This is a genomic window from Streptomyces sp. NPDC048258 (genome assembly GCF_043201995.1).
Classification (GTDB): domain Bacteria; phylum Actinomycetota; class Actinomycetes; order Streptomycetales; family Streptomycetaceae; genus Streptomyces.
The window spans coordinates 211821-226598 of sequence record NZ_JBICZH010000012.1 but is presented as its reverse complement, the minus strand read 5'-3'; the positions used below and the strand labels follow the sequence as shown (position 1 = coordinate 226598).

Below are 14778 nucleotides of genomic sequence, written 5' to 3'. Positions count from 1 at the left end.
GACCCATTAACTCCCTTCTGTTGTTAGTCTCCGGGGATGATGCCCCGTGATGTGGACCCCCGGCTCCTGCGCGGGTTCGTCGCGGCCGCCGAGGAGTTGCACTTCACCCGCGCCGCCGCCCGCCTCTACGTCGCCCAGCAGGCCCTCAGCCGGGACGTCCGGCGGCTCGAACAGTCCCTGGACACCAGCCTGTTCGTACGGACCACCCGCGCGGTGGAGCTGACCCCCGACGGGGAGCGGCTGCTGCCCCTGGCCCGGCGGGTGCTGCGCGCGCACGAGGAACTGGCCGCCGCCTTCGGCGCTGACTCCGGCCCCCGCGCGCTGCTCGTCGACCTGAACACCGACGGGCCCAGCACAGGACGCCACGTCCTGGAACGGGCCCGCGAACTCGCCCCGGACTGCGAGCTGATGGCCCGGTTCGAGAGCGGGCTCACCCACGCCGCCGCCGAGATCGCGGCCGGCCGGCTCGACGTCTCCTTCGGGTACGCCGACGGCCTGGCCCCGGCGCTGCGGGCACGGCTCGAGCAGGCGCCCGTACGGTACGAGCCGCTCGCCGTGCTGCTGCCCGAGGGGCACGCCCTGGCAGCGCGGGCCGCCGTACGCCTGGACGAGCTGGCCGGGGAGACCGTGTACGCGGGAGCCGGGAACCCGCGGACCGTGGAGTGGACGGGGCTCGCGCGCGAGCTGTTCGCCGGGCGCGGGATCGAGGTGGCGCCGCCCGCCCCCGTGGCCGTGGGGAAGGAGGAGTTCCGCCGGGTGATGGTGAAGACCGGCCATCCGGTACTGGCGACGGTGGACTTCCTCGACATGCCCGGCTGCGTGAAGCGGCCGCTGACCGACCCCGTGCCGCTGTCCCCGCTGTCGATGGTGTGGCGCAAGGGATTCGGCCATCCCGGGCTGGACGCACTGCGCGCCGCGGCCACGGGTCTGGCCGCCGACCGGGGGTGGCTCGTACCGCCGCCCGGGAGCTGGACCCCGGCACGGCTCACACAGGGTCCCGGCGGTGGGTGAGAGCAAGGTTTCCCGGCGGTCATCCGGCGGGGACCGAGGCTGAAACGCGCCGTTCCTAAGATCGTCACCACGGACGCGACATCAGTGGAGGCGTGAGATGACCGGTACGACCGCACCGCGCAAGGGGGGCCGCTGGATCGAGCGGTGGGATCCCGAGGACGAGACGTTCTGGAAGGAGACGGGCGAGCGGACCGCCCGCCGCAACCTGCTCTACTCGGTGCTCTCCGAGCACATCGGGTTCTCCATCTGGTCGCTGTGGTCGGTGATGGTCCTCTTCATGGGACCGCAGTACGGGATCGACCCGGCCGGGAAGTTCTCCCTGATCGCGACGGCGACCGTGGTGGGCGCGGTCGTGCGGGTGCCGTACACCTTCGCCGTCGCCCGCTTCGGCGGCCGGAACTGGACCGTCGTCAGCGCCCTGCTCCTGCTCGCGCCGACCGTGGCCGCGCTGCTGGTCATGGAGCCCGGGACCTCGTACGGCACCTTTCTCGCCGTGGCCGCCCTGACCGGCGTCGGCGGCGGCAACTTCGCCTCGTCGATGACGAACATCAACGCCTTCTTCCCGCTGCGCAAGAAAGGATGGGCGCTCGGGCTGAACGCGGGCGGGGGGAACATCGGCGTCCCCGTGGTGCAGCTCGCCGCGCTGCTGGTCATCGCCACCGCCGGAGCCGGGCACCCACGGCTGCTGCTCGGCGCGTACATCCCGCTGATCGTGGCCGCCGCGGCGCTCGCGGCGCTGCGGATGGACAACCTGGCACCCGTACGCAACGACACCGGCGCGGTGCGCGAGGCGGTCCGCGAGCCGCACACCTGGATCATGTCCTTCCTCTACATCGGCACCTTCGGGTCCTTCATCGGCTACAGCTTCGCCTTCGGGCTGGTGCTCCAGACGCAGTTCGGCCGCACCCCGCTCCAGGCGGCCTCGCTGACCTTCATCGGACCGCTGCTCGGCTCCCTGATCCGGCCGGTGGGCGGGGCGCTGGCGGACCGGTTCGGCGGGGCGCGGATCACCCTCGCCACCTTCGTGGCGATGGCCGCCGCGACCGGGGTCGTCGTCCTGGCCTCGGTACGGGAGTCGCTGCCGGTGTTCCTGGTCGGATTCGTGGCGCTCTTCGCGCTGAGCGGCCTCGGCAACGGGTCGACGTACAAGATGATCCCCGGGATCTTCCAGGCCAAGGCGCTGGCCCGCGGCATGAGCGGCGAGGGCGCGGCCGCATACGGGCGGCGGCTGTCCGGAGCCTCGATGGGGCTGATCGGCGCGGTGGGCGCGCTCGGCGGGCTCGGCATCAACCTGGTCTTCCGGGAGGCGTTCCTGAGCTCCGGGTCGGGGACGGCCGCCTTCGTGACCTTCCTCGGCTTCTACGGGGTGTGCTGCGCCGTGACGTGGGCGGTATACCTTCGCCGGCCGGCCGCGGTGATCGTCCCGGGCGCCGAGGTGGCGGCGAAGCCGCAGCTCACGTCGGTGTAATGGCCGTTAACGGGGGCGAAATGCGGGGGAACCGAGCCTGACACGCCGACTTGGCAGGCTCGGTTCCAGCCGCGCGACACCGACCCACTGGGCAAGGCAGGTCACCATGTACGACGACACGCACACCGGGCCGCTCGCAGGTTTCACCGTCGGGGTCACCGCCGCCCGCCGGGCGGACGAACTGATCGCCCTGCTGCGCCGGCGCGGGGCCGCCGTGCTGCACGCGCCCGCGCTGCGGATCGTGCCGCTCGCCGACGACAGCGAACTGCTCGCCGCCACCAAGGAGCTGATCGGCTGCGCTCCGGACGCGGTGGTCGCCACCACCGCCATCGGGTTCCGCGGGTGGATCGAGGCCGCCGACGGCTGGGGGATCGGCGAAGAGCTGCTGGCGCGGCTGCGGACCACCGAACTGCTGGCGCGCGGACCGAAGGTGAAGGGCGCGATCCGGGCCGCCGGGCTGGTGGAGACCTGGTCGCCGGACTCGGAATCGCTCGCCGAGGTACTGGAACGGCTGCTGTCGGCCGGGGTGGCCGGGCGGCGGATCGCGCTCCAGCTGCACGGGGAGCCGCTGCCCGGTTTCGTGGAGGCGCTGCGGGCCGGCGGGGCCGACGTGGTGGTGGTCCCCGTGTACCGGTGGATGGCGCCGGAGGACCTCGCGCCGCTGGACCGGCTGCTGGACGCGGTGGTCGCCGGCGGGGTGGACGCGGTCAGCTTCACCTCGGCCCCGGCGGCGGCCTCGCTGCTGTCCCGGGCCGAGGAGCGGGGCGTGCGGGAGGCCGTGCTGGCGGCTCTGCGGGGCGGGGTGGTGTCGGCGTGCGTGGGGCCGGTGACCGCGCTGCCGTTGCAGGCGCACGGGGTGGACACGGTGCAGCCGGAGCGGTTCCGGCTGGGCCCGCTGGTGCAGTTGCTCTGCCAGGAGCTGCCGGGCCGGGCGCGGGTGCTGCCGGTGGCCGGGCACCGGGTGGAGATCCGCGGGCACGCGGTCCTGGTGGACGCGGAGCTGCGGCCCGTGCCGCCGGCCGGGATGGCGCTGCTGCGGGCGCTGGCCCGGCGGCCGGGGTGGGTGGTGGCCCGCGGCGAGCTGCTGCGGGCCCTGCCGGGGGCGGGGCGCGACGAGCACGCCGTGGAGACGGCGATGGCCCGGCTGAGGGCGGCGCTGGGGGAGCCGAAGATGATCCAGACCGTGGTCAAGCGGGGGTACCGGCTGTCGCTGGACGCGGGCGGGGAGGTCAAGTACGCGGACGCCCCGGCGGGATGACCGGCGGGGGTGCCGGTCGGGGGAGGGCCTGGGTTAGCGTGCCCGGATGATCGTTGACGGGGTGGAGATGAGGGGCCTCGGGCCCGGCGACGCCGCCGGGCTGGCCGAGGCGTTCGCGCGGAACCGGGCGTACATGGCGCCCTTCGAGCCGGTCCGGCCGGAGGACTTCTACACCGAGCAGGGGCAGCGGGCCCGGATCGAGGGCATGCTCGCCGAGCAGGACGCCGGGCGGATGGTCCCGTACGTGCTGGTCGCGGCGGCCACGGGTGAGCCGGTCGGTGCGATCAACCTGGGCTCGATCGCGCTCGGGCCGCTGTGCAGCGGGGGCGTCGGCTACTGGGTGGACCGGGCCTGGCACGGCAAGGGCGTGGCCACGGCGGCCCTGGAAGAGGTGTGCCGGACCGCCCGCGACGACCTGGGCCTGCACCGGGTGGAGGCCGGGACCCTGCTCGACAACCTGGCCTCGCAGCGGGTGCTGGCGAAGGCGGGCTTCGAGCCGTACGGCGTCGCACCGCGGTACCTCCACATCAACGGTGCCTGGCGGGACCACCGCCTCTTCCAGCGACTGCTGCACGACGCCCCGCCGGGCCGTTGACCGCCCTGGCGGGCGGCCTGGGGCTCCGCCCCAGACCCCGCGCCTCAAACTCCGGCGGGGCTGGATGTGGCTGATGCCGCCTGCCAGCCCCGCCTGGGGGCACCTCCCAGCGGTAGCTGGGGGACTTTGAGGCGCGGGTCCGGGCGGAGCCCGGGGAACGGGGGAAGGGCGGGGTGGGGAGAGGCTCCGCGCAGCGGTGGGGCCGCACCCGCACGGGGGGTTCCGCTGCGCGGCGGCGAGGGGCACTCTGGTGGGGCGCCCCCAAGACGCGAGGCGGTGACGGGCATGCGGTTCGACGCCGGGCGGGTCTGCCTGGACCTGGTGGCCGAGGAGATCCGGGACGGCGACGAGCTGCGGCAGTGGCTCGCCGGGGCCGGGCTGGTGCCCGACCGGACGCCGCTCACCCGGGTCGGCCCCGACTGGGCGGCCGCCTTCCGGGACCTGCGCGGCGATGTGGAGACCCTCGTACGGGCGGAGCTGGACGGCACCGGCCCCGACGAACACGCACTCGCCCGGGTCAACGCACTGGCCGCCGGGCCACCCCCGGGCCTGTGTGCCGTACGGGACCAGGAAGGCCACCTCGTACGGGAGCTGTGCGGCGGCGTGGAGTGCGGCGCGCTGCTCGCTGCCGTCGCCCGGGACGCCGTCGAGCTGCTGACCGACCCCGGCGACCTGGCGCTGCTGCGGGCCTGTGAGGGCGACGGCTGCACCCGGGTCTACCTGGACACTTCCCGCGGGCACCGGCGCCGCTGGTGCTCCAGCGAGCTGTGCGGCAACCGGGAGCGCGTCGCCCGGCACCGCCGCCGGGCCCTGGCCGCGGGGTCGGTGTAGGCCCCGCCCCGCCGGTTCCGGAACGGGCGTGCGGACAGGGTGCCGATTCGCGTACGGTTGACGGTCGCCCATGCACGTCAGAAGGGGGCCTTGGTGGCCGCGCAGAATGCCGCTGTCGACAGCACGGCGGATTCCGTCCGCGATCGGGAGATCGCGGTCGAGCAGACGCATCTCGACCAGGTGTACAGACGCCTTGAGGAGAAGATCCACGAGGCCGAGTTCCTGATGAACGACGCCGCCAAACGCGGTCAGGTGGGCACCCCCGGGGCCCTCGCCGAGCGCGACGCGCAGGTCTTCCGGGCGGGCATCCACCTGAACCGGCTCAACAACGAGTTCGAGGACTTCCTCTTCGGCCGCATCGACCTGGTGCTGGGCAAGGACGGGGAGAAGGGGCCGGACGGCGCCTACACGTCGGTCGATCCGGCCGACGACGCGATCCGCGAGGACCTCACGGCCGACATCGCCGAGACGCTGCACATCGGCCGCATCGGAGTCCTGGACTCCGACTACGCGCCGCTGGTCATCGACTGGCGCGCGCCGGCCGCCGCGCCGTTCTACCGCTCCACGCCCAAGGACCCCGGCCGCGTCGTGCGCCGCCGCGTCATCCGCTCCAAGGGCCGCAAGGTGCTCGGCGTCGAGGACGACCTGATGCGCCCCGAGGTCACCGCCTTCCTCGACGGCCAGGAGCTCCCCGCCCTCGGCGACGGCGCCCTGATGGCCGCGCTCGGGCGGGCCCGTACGCACTCCATGCGGGACATCGTCTCCTCCATCCAGGCCGAGCAGGACCTGGTCATCCGCGCTCCCGCCGCCTCCGTCGCCGAGGTCGCGGGCGGGCCCGGCACCGGCAAGACCGCCGTCGCCCTGCACCGTGCCGCCTACCTGCTCTACCAGGACCGCCGCCGCTACTCCGGCGGCATCCTGATCGTCTCCCCGACCCCGCTGCTCGTCGCGTACACCGAAGGCGTGCTGCCCTCCCTCGGCGAGGAGGGCCAGGTCGCCATCCGCGCGCTGGGCTCGCTGGTCGACGGCGCCGAGGCGACCACGTACGACGACCCGGCCGTGGCCCGGATCAAGGGCTCCTCGCGGATGCTGAAGGTGCTGCGCAAGGCCGTACGGGGCGCTCTGGAGCTCGGCAACGCCCCCGATCGGCTCCGGGTCGTGGCCTTCGGCCGCCGCCAGGAGCTGGAGGCCGGCGAGCTGAACCGGATCCGGCAGAACGTGCTCGGCGGCACCGCGCCCGTCAACCTGCTGCGCCCGCGCGCCCGCAAGCTGCTGCTCGACGCGCTGTACGCGAAGTCCGGCGGGGCGGGCCGGCACAGCGACCCGGAGCTGGCCGCCGAGCTGCGCTCCGCCTTCGACGAGGACATCTCCACCGAGGACGCCTTCATCGAGTTCCTGAACGCGTGGTGGCCGGAGCTGACGCCGCGCAAGGTCCTCGCCGCGATGGCCGACGAGCGCAAGCTCGGCCGCTGGTCGCGCCGGGACCTGAACCCGCGCGAGACCCGCCAGCTGGCGCGGTCGCTGCGCCGGGTCGGTCCGGACGGCAAGGGCCCGCTCTCCGTGCACGACGTGGCGCTGCTGGACGAGCTCCAGCAGCTGCTCGGCGCCCCCGCACGGCCGAGGCGGAGGCGGGAGCTGGACCCGCTGGACCAGCTCAGCGGGCTGGAGGAGCTGATGCCGACCCGCGAGGAGACCCAGTGGGAGCGGGCCGAGCGGCTCGCGGCGGAACGCACCGAGTACGCGCACGTCATCGTGGACGAGGCCCAGGACCTGACGCCGATGCAGTGGCGGATGGTGGGCCGCCGGGGCCGGATGGGCACCTGGACGGTGGTCGGCGACCCGGCGCAGTCCTCCTGGACCGACCCGGAGGAGGCGGCCGCGGCCCGCGACGAGGCCCTGGGGTCCCGGCCGCGCCGGCGGTTCACCCTGACCGTGAACTACCGCAACCCGGCCGAGGTCGCCGAGGTCGCCTCCCGGGTGCTGCGCCTGGCGATGCCCGGCATGGAACCGCCGTCGGCGGTGCGTTCCACGGGCCTGGAGCCCCGTTTCACGGCCGCGCGGGGCGATCTGGGCGCAGCGGTCCGGGAGGAGACCCGCAGGCTGCTGGAGCAGGTGGACGGCACCGTCGGTGTCGTCGTCGCCATGGACCGCCGCGCGGAGGCGGCGGGCTGGCTCGCCGACCTCGGCGAGCGGGCGGTGGCGCTGGGCAGCCTGGAGGCCAAGGGCCTGGAGTACGACGCCACGGTGGTCGTCTCCCCGGCGGAGATCGCGGACGAGTCCCCGGCGGGCCTGCGGGTGCTGTACGTGGCGCTGACGCGCGCGACGCAGCAGCTGACGGTGGTCTCGGGCGACCGGGACGAGCCCGACGCGGACGGGGTGCCGGAGCTGCTGGTTCCGTAGGGCTCCCGGGCCGTTCGGCCGTATGGTCCGCCGCCAGGAGCGTGGTGTGCGGAACCGGCTGCCGGGAGGGGGACCGTATCCGGCGATCCTTTGTTAGCCTGGTGAAGGCACCGACTCGATCCAAGCCCCCGGGCCCAACCTTCGTCGCTTAGAGCGACCACTTGCCGCGAGGCGAGCATGGCGGGTCGGTGTCATAGACGTAGTTGCATCACCGACGTAGATGCATCACCAGGTCCGCGCCCTCCACTCCGTGGGGGGCGCGGACCTGTTTTGTATGGACCCACCATTCCGAAGGGCCCCGGCTATCTCGTATGGTGGAAGTGTTCTTCCGAAATTTGTAGCTGGTTACCTTGTACCGGCGGGTAGGTGGGACGATCGGACAACAGGTCCTGCCACACCAGCTGTGTGCCGGGCCCTGTGTGTACAGCGAAAACCAGGGACAGAAGAGGAACACGGCCATGGCAACGGCGCCCAGCGTCTCGTATTCGATGACGGTCCGCCTGGAAGTGCCCGCGAGCGGAACCGCGGTCTCCCAGCTCACCACCGCCGTGGAGTCCTCCGGCGGCTCGGTCACCGGCCTCGACGTGACCGCCTCCGGCCACGAGAAGCTCCGGATCGACGTCACCATCGCCGCGACCTCCACCGCGCACGCGGACGAGATCGTCGAGAAGCTGCGCGGGATCGAGGGCGTCAGCCTCGGCAAGGTCTCCGACCGAACCTTCCTCATGCACCTCGGCGGCAAGATCGAGATGGCGTCCAAGCACCCCATCCGCAACCGTGACGACCTGTCGATGATCTACACCCCGGGCGTGGCCCGCGTGTGCATGGCGATCGCCGAGAACCCCGAGGACGCACGCCGCCTCACCATCAAGCGCAACTCCGTCGCAGTCGTGACGGACGGCTCCGCCGTGCTGGGCCTGGGCAACATCGGCCCGATGGCCGCCCTGCCCGTCATGGAGGGCAAGGCGGCCCTCTTCAAGCGGTTCGCCGGCATCGACGCGTGGCCGATCTGCCTCGACACCCAGGATTCCGACGAGATCGTCGCGATCGTCAAGGCCATCGCCCCGGGCTTCGCCGGCATCAACCTGGAGGACATCTCCGCGCCGCGCTGCTTCGAGATCGAGGCCCGGCTGCGCGAGGCCCTCGACATCCCCGTCTTCCACGACGACCAGCACGGCACCGCGATCGTCGTGCTCGCCGCGCTCACCAACGCACTTCGCGTCGTGGGCAAGGCAGTTGGGGACGTCAAGGTGGTCATGTCGGGCGCCGGCGCGGCCGGTACGGCCATCCTCAAGCTGCTCCTCGCGGCGGGCGTCAAGAACGCCGTCAGCGCCGACATCCACGGAGTCGTGCACGCGGACCGCCCCGACCTCGTCGACGCGGCCCCCGACTCCCCGCTGCGCTGGATCGCCGACAACACCAACCCCGAGGGCTACACGGGCACTCTGAAGGAGGCCGTGGTCGGCGCCGACGTCTTCATCGGCGTCTCGGCCCCGAACGTGCTGTCCGGCGAGGACGTGGCCGCGATGGCGGAGGGTGCGATCGTGTTCGCGCTCGCGAACCCGGACCCCGAGGTGGACCCGGCCGTCGCCCGCCAGACCGCCGCCGTGGTGGCCACGGGCCGCTCCGACTTCCCGAACCAGATCAACAACGTGCTGGTCTTCCCGGGTGTCTTCCGCGGCCTGCTGGACGCCCAGTCGCGGACGGTGAACACCGACATGATGCTGGCCGCCGCGACCGCCCTGGCGGACGTCGTCGGCGAGGACGAGCTGAACGCGAACTACATCATCCCGTCGGTGTTCAACGACAAGGTCGCGGGTGCGGTCGCGGGCGCCGTCCGCAAGGCCGCCTCCACGGCCTGACGGGGCCGACGGCCGTCCGTCACCGCCGCCGTGAGGGCGCCGCGCCCGGGCCGCGCCCGGGCTGTGACCGCCCTCACGGACTCCTGATCCCGGCGCGTCGCGGGATGCGGGCCCGCCGGGCCGCCTCTAGGGTTGCGGGGATGCCCGCGAGGTCCGCGGTCCGCAGCAGAGTCTGAGCGAGGACGTGGACGGAGGGTCACCGCGGCGTGACTGTGGCGCTTTTCGTGTGACCCCGGCGGGTGCCGGATTGGCTTTCCCGCCGCTGGTGGGGGCAGGATGCGTAACCGGGCGAGAGGGTCTGACGTTCAGACCCGGGTCCGGGGACTGTCCGAGGGCCCTGGCAGCATCGGCTTCGATCTCACGCCTCTAAGGCAAGTTGAACACGGGAGTACAACATGAACCGCAGTGAGCTGGTGGCCGCTCTGTCCGAGCGCGCCGAGGTGACCCGCAAGGACGCCGACGCCGTTCTGGCCGCGCTCGCCGAGACCGTTGGCGAGATTGTCGCCAAGGGCGACGAGAAGGTCACCATCCCCGGCTTCCTGACCTTCGAGCGCACCCACCGTGCCGCTCGCACCGCGCGCAACCCGCAGACCGGCGACCCCATCCAGATCCCGGCCGGCTACAGCGTGAAGGTCTCCGCGGGCTCCAAGCTCAAGGAAGCCGCCAAGGGCAAGTAGTCCTGCCCCCGGCGCCGAAGGCCGCACAGGCCTTTGGAACGGTGAGTAGTGCGCGCGCCGGTCGCGTAGACAGGCGCGCAGAAGCGTAGAACGCCGAAGGGCGGCCACCCCGGGCGGGGCGGCCGCCCTTCTGCCTGTCCCGGGCCGTTGTGGGCTGTTGTGGGCCGTTGCGGCCGCCGGCGGGTCGTCGTGGGCCGACGGGCGCCGTTGTGCGCCCCCTGGGGCCACGAGAAAGCCCCCCGGGCCCTTTGCGGGGCCCGGGGGGCTTTCTGACGGCCGGTCATGGCCGGTCACGGCTCAGACGAGGTCGCCGCCCGGCAGTTCGACCTTCGCGCCGAGCTCGACGAGCTTCTCCATGAAGTTCTCGTAGCCGCGGTTGATGAGGTCGATGCCGTGGACCCGCGAGGTGCCCTCGGCCGCCAGCGCCGCGATCAGGTATGAGAACCCGCCGCGCAGGTCGGGGATGACCAGGTCGGCGCCCTGCAGCTTGGTGGGGCCGGAGACGACCGCCGAGTGCAGGAAGTTGCGCTGGCCGAAGCGGCAGGCCGAGCCGCCCAGGCACTCGCGGTACAGCTGGATGTGAGCACCCATCTGGTTGAGCGCCGAGGTGAAGCCGAGCCGGGACTCGTAGACCGTCTCGTGCACGATCGAGAGGCCGGAGGCCTGCGTCAGGGCCACGACGAGCGGCTGCTGCCAGTCGGTCTGGAAGCCGGGGTGTACGTCCGTCTCCAGCGCGATGGCGTTGAGCGGGCCGCCGGGGTGCCAGAAGCGGATGCCCTCGTCGTCGATCTCGAACGCCCCGCCGACCCGGCGGAAGGTGTTCAGGAAGGTCATCATCGAGCGCTGCTGGGCGCCGCGCACGTAGATGTTGCCGCCGGTCGCCAGGGCCGCGGAAGCCCAGGAGGCGGCCTCCAGGCGGTCCGGGAGCGCCTTGTGGTTGTAGCCGCCGAGGCGGTCGACACCCGTGATCCGGATGGTCCGGTCGGTGTCGACGGAGATGATCGCGCCCATCTTCTGCAGGACGCAGATGAGGTCCTCGATCTCCGGCTCCACCGCGGCGTTGCTGAGCTCGGTGACGCCCTCGGCCAGGACGGCCGTCAGCAGCACCTGCTCGGTCGAGCCGACCGACGGGTACGGGAGGCGGATCTTGCAGCCGCGGAGGCGCTGCGGGGCCTCCAGGTACTGGCCGCCCTCGCGCTTCTCGATGGTCGCGCCGAACTGGCGGAGCACGTCGAAGTGGAAGTCGATCGGCCGGCCGCCGATGTCGCAGCCGCCCAGGCCCGGGATGAAGGCGTGGCCGAGGCGGTGCAGCAGGGGGCCGCAGAACAGGATCGGGATGCGCGACGAGCCCGCGTGGGCGTCGATGTCGGCGACGTTCGCGCTCTCGACGTGGGTCGGGTCGAGCACCAGCTCGCCCGGCTCCTCGCCGGGACGGACCGTCACCCCGTGCAGCTGGAGCAGCCCGCGCACGACGCGCACGTCACGGATGTCGGGAACGTTGCGCAGCCGGCTGGGCTCGCTGCCGAGCAGCGCGGCGACCATGGCCTTGGGCACGAGGTTCTTCGCACCGCGGACTCGGATCTCGCCCTCAAGCGGGGTGCCGCCGTGGACAAGCAGTACATCGTCACTGATGCCGGTCATGAATCTCGCGTTCCGGAGTGGGGTGGGCAGGGGGCCAGAGAAAAGAGTAAGGGCCACCACCCCTTTGTTCGCATGGCTGACGCGGCCGTAGGACTGTCATGAATTCGGTACAACACCCTCCGTATCCACCTCATGGCGGAGTGTCGCATTCCGCTCGTGCGGCCCGCGCGCCCTCCCTCCTGCTGCCGTGCGCCCTGAGCTGCGTGAGATCGGATCCCCCCGCCCGCTCCCCGCGGAAGGCGAATGTGGGGGATCATGGCGGCATGACCGAGGTGTCCTCCCTCACAGGGCGGCTGCTCGTGGCCACCCCCGCCCTCGCGGACCCGAATTTCGACCGCGCGGTGGTGCTCCTGCTCGACCACGACGAGCAGGGCTCGCTCGGCGTGGTCCTCAACCGGCCGACCCCGGTGGGCGTCGGCGACGTCCTGCTGCCCTGGGCGCCCCTGGCCGGCGACCCGGGCGTGGTCTTCCAGGGCGGACCCGTCGCGCTGGACTCGGCCCTGGGGGTGGCGGTCATCCCGGGCGAGGAGGGCCCGCTCGGCTGGCGCCGGGTGCACGGGGCGATCGGCCTGGTCGACCTGGAGGCGCCGCCGGAGCTGCTGGCCGCGGCGCTGGGCAGCCTGCGGATCTTCGCCGGCTACTCGGGCTGGGGCCCGGGCCAGCTGGAGGACGAGCTGGGCGACGGCGCCTGGTACGTGGTGGAGTCGGAGCCCGGCGACGTGTCCTTCCCGGACCCCGAGCGGCTCTGGCGGGCGGTGCTGCGCCGCCAGCGCAGCGAACTCGCGATGGTCGCCACCTATCCGGACGACCCGTCGCTGAACTGACGCGCACGGGGATCGGTACCCTGGTGGCATGAGCACTCTTGAGCCCGAGCGCGGGACTGGCACGGGGACCCTCGTAGAGCCGACGCCGCAGGTGTCGCACGGTGACGGCGACCACGAGCGCTTCGCCCACTACGTCCAGAAGGACAAGATCATGGCGAGCGCCCTCGACGGGACCCCCGTCGTCGCGCTCTGCGGCAAGGTCTGGGTACCGGGCCGGGACCCGAAGAAGTACCCGGTCTGCCCCATGTGCAAGGAGATCTACGAGTCCATGGGCCCCGGCGGGGACAAGGACAAGGGCGGCAAGGACAAGTAGTCCGGTCCCTCCCGAGCAGGACCGGGGCCCCCCGGGTGCGCATCGGCGTACCCGGGGGGCCTTCGGCGTACTAGGGTCGGCGCGACGAGCACTCTGCGGAACGTGCGTTGCGCAGGGCGCAACAGGCTGCTGCGAAGGGCTGACGCATGGACCTGATTCCCGCACCCCGGCTCGCCGTCTTCCACGAGGACGGGCTCCGCTTCGAGTTCGGGCCCGAGCCGACGCTCGCCACCGGGCCGGGCGGTGAGGGCGTCGCGCGCTGGCTGCGCCGCGAGCTCGGCGCGGCCACCGGCTGGAGCCTGGCGGCCGCCGGGCCCGGCGCCGCCGCGGACATACGCCTGCGCGTCGACCCGGAGCGGGGGCGGGGCGACGGGGCGGGGGCGGGTGCGGGGCCCGAGGCGTACGGGATCACCGTCGACGCCACGGGAGTCGAGCTGGTCGGCGCGAGCGGCGCCGGGCTGTTCTGGGCTGCCCAGACACTGCGTCAGCTGCTCGGGCCCGACGCCTGCCGCAAGGCCCCGCTGCCCGGGCGCGCGTGGTCCCTGCCGTACGCCGGGATCGAGGACGGTCCCCGGTTCGGGTGGCGCGGGATGATGCTCGACGTGGCCCGGCACTTCACGCCGAAGGACGGGGTGCTGCGGTACATCGACCTGCTCGCCGCGCACAAGCTGAACGTGCTGCACCTGCACCTGACGGACGACCAGGGCTGGCGGGTCGAGATCAAGCGCTACCCGAGGCTGACCGGCGTCGGCGCGTGGCGGGCGCGCAGCCGGTGGGGCCACCGGGCCTCCCCGCTGTGGAACGAGACCCCGCACGGCGGCTACTACACGCAGGACGACATCCGCGAGATCGTCGCGTACGCCGTCGAGCGGCACGTCCGGGTGGTCCCGGAGATCGACGTCCCGGGGCACTCGCAGGCCGCGATCGCCGCGTACCCGGAGCTGGGCAACGCGGACGTGGCCGACACCGGGGCGCTGGAGGTGTGGGACGACTGGGGGATCAGCGAGAACGTGCTCGCGCCGACCGAGGCGGTGCTGCGGTTCTACGAGGGGGTCTTCGAGGAGCTGCTGGAGCTGTTCCCCGCCGAGGTCTCCCCCTTCGTCCACGTGGGCGGCGACGAGTGCCCCAAGGCGCAGTGGAAGGCCTCCGCGGTGGCGCAGGAGCGGATCCGCGAGCTGGGCGTGGACGGGGAGGACGGGCTGCAGTCCTGGTTCATCCGGCACTTCGACACCTGGCTCGCCGAGCGCGGGCGGCGGCTGATCGGGTGGGACGAGATCTTGGAGGGCGGGCTCGCGCCCGGGGCGGCCGTCTCCTCGTGGCGGGGGTACGGGGGCGGGATCGCCGCCGCGGAGGCCGGGCACGACGTGGTGATGTGCCCGGAGCAGCACGTCTACCTGGACTACCGTCAGGCGGGCGGCGCCGAGGAGCCGATGCCCATCGCCTACGTGCGCACACTGGAGGACGTATACCGGTTTGAGCCGGTTCCGCCGAAGTTGTCGGAAGCGGCGGCCGCCCACGTGCTCGGCGCGCAGGCCAACGTGTGGACCGAGGTGATGGAGGACCAGGGCCGCGTCGACTACCAGGTGTTCCCGCGGCTGGCGGCCTTCGCGGAGGTGGTGTGGTCGCGGCTGGCGGAGCCGCAGGAGCGGGACTTCGCCCGGTTCGAGGCCCGGATGGCGGCGGCCCACTACGCGCGGCTGGACGCGCTGGGGGTCGGTTACCGGCCGCCGGGCGGCCCGCTGCCGTGGCAGCGGCGTCCGGGGGTGCTCGGGCGGCCGAAGGAGGGGGCGCCCCCGAACGTGTGACAACGGGAACGGGGACTCTGGCCGGATTTCTGATGATACGGGGAAAAACGGGCAGTTGGGGGTGGCTGCCCGGACCCGGCCCGGGGAGGGAAT

At 72.9% G+C, this 14778-nt stretch carries 12 protein-coding genes; 11 read left to right on the top strand and 1 reads right to left on the bottom strand.

All coding sequences use genetic code 11. The features are described 5' to 3' along the window. Positions 1–36: 36 nt before the first annotated feature. The 8 genes from ACGFYQ_RS26700 (at position 37) to ACGFYQ_RS26665 (ending at position 10102) form a co-directional block, all read left to right on the top strand. Positions 37–1011, top strand: coding sequence for a LysR family transcriptional regulator (locus ACGFYQ_RS26700; RefSeq protein ID WP_393748016.1), 975 nt, complete (start codon positions 37–39; stop codon positions 1009–1011). 97 nt (positions 1012–1108) lie between these two features. Then, entirely contained in the window at positions 1109–2479 is a 1371-nt protein-coding gene (locus ACGFYQ_RS26695) for an MFS transporter (protein ID WP_393748014.1), read from the top strand. Between the two features lie 106 nt (positions 2480–2585). After that, the gene (locus ACGFYQ_RS26690) at positions 2586–3737 is read left to right on the top strand and encodes a uroporphyrinogen-III synthase (protein ID WP_393748012.1); all 1152 of its coding nucleotides are present in this window, start codon (positions 2586–2588) and stop codon (positions 3735–3737) included. Positions 3738–3783: 46 nt separating this feature from the next. Further along, positions 3784–4332, top strand: a complete 549-nt coding sequence (locus ACGFYQ_RS26685; RefSeq protein ID WP_393748010.1) for a GNAT family N-acetyltransferase — start codon at positions 3784–3786, stop codon at positions 4330–4332. A 285-nt stretch (positions 4333–4617) separates the two neighbouring features. Continuing rightward, positions 4618–5163 carry a CGNR zinc finger domain-containing protein gene (locus ACGFYQ_RS26680; RefSeq protein ID WP_393748008.1) on the top strand — a complete coding sequence of 182 codons (546 nt, stop codon included), beginning with the start codon at positions 4618–4620 and terminating at the stop codon, positions 5161–5163. Positions 5164–5256: 93 nt separating this feature from the next. Next, positions 5257–7563, top strand: a complete 2307-nt coding sequence (locus ACGFYQ_RS26675) for a HelD family protein (RefSeq protein WP_393748006.1) — start codon at positions 5257–5259, stop codon at positions 7561–7563. Between the two features lie 458 nt (positions 7564–8021). Then, entirely contained in the window at positions 8022–9425 is a 1404-nt protein-coding gene (locus ACGFYQ_RS26670; protein WP_393748004.1) for an NAD-dependent malic enzyme, read from the top strand. A gap of 395 nt (positions 9426–9820) precedes the next feature. Further along, complete coding sequence (locus tag ACGFYQ_RS26665) at positions 9821–10102, top strand: HU family DNA-binding protein (RefSeq protein WP_007264399.1); 282 nt, start codon at positions 9821–9823, stop codon at positions 10100–10102. A gap of 297 nt (positions 10103–10399) precedes the next feature. Here ACGFYQ_RS26665 and murA read toward each other — a convergent pair whose 3' ends face one another. Beyond that, positions 10400–11743, bottom strand: a complete 1344-nt coding sequence (gene murA, locus ACGFYQ_RS26660) for a UDP-N-acetylglucosamine 1-carboxyvinyltransferase (RefSeq protein WP_393748002.1) — start codon at positions 11741–11743, stop codon at positions 10400–10402. A gap of 263 nt (positions 11744–12006) precedes the next feature. Here murA and ACGFYQ_RS26655 point away from each other — a divergent pair, with 263 nt between their 5' ends. From ACGFYQ_RS26655 to ACGFYQ_RS26645, 3 genes are all read left to right on the top strand, one after another. After that, positions 12007–12567 carry a YqgE/AlgH family protein gene (locus ACGFYQ_RS26655; protein WP_382647708.1) on the top strand — a complete coding sequence of 187 codons (561 nt, stop codon included), beginning with the start codon at positions 12007–12009 and terminating at the stop codon, positions 12565–12567. A gap of 28 nt (positions 12568–12595) precedes the next feature. Further along, on the top strand, positions 12596–12880 hold the full coding sequence (locus tag ACGFYQ_RS26650) for a DUF3039 domain-containing protein (RefSeq protein ID WP_030010729.1): 285 nt from the start codon (positions 12596–12598) through the stop codon (positions 12878–12880). 146 nt (positions 12881–13026) lie between these two features. Next, the gene (locus ACGFYQ_RS26645; RefSeq protein WP_393748000.1) at positions 13027–14685 is read left to right on the top strand and encodes a beta-N-acetylhexosaminidase; all 1659 of its coding nucleotides are present in this window, start codon (positions 13027–13029) and stop codon (positions 14683–14685) included. The last annotated feature ends 93 nt before the right edge of the window (positions 14686–14778 follow it).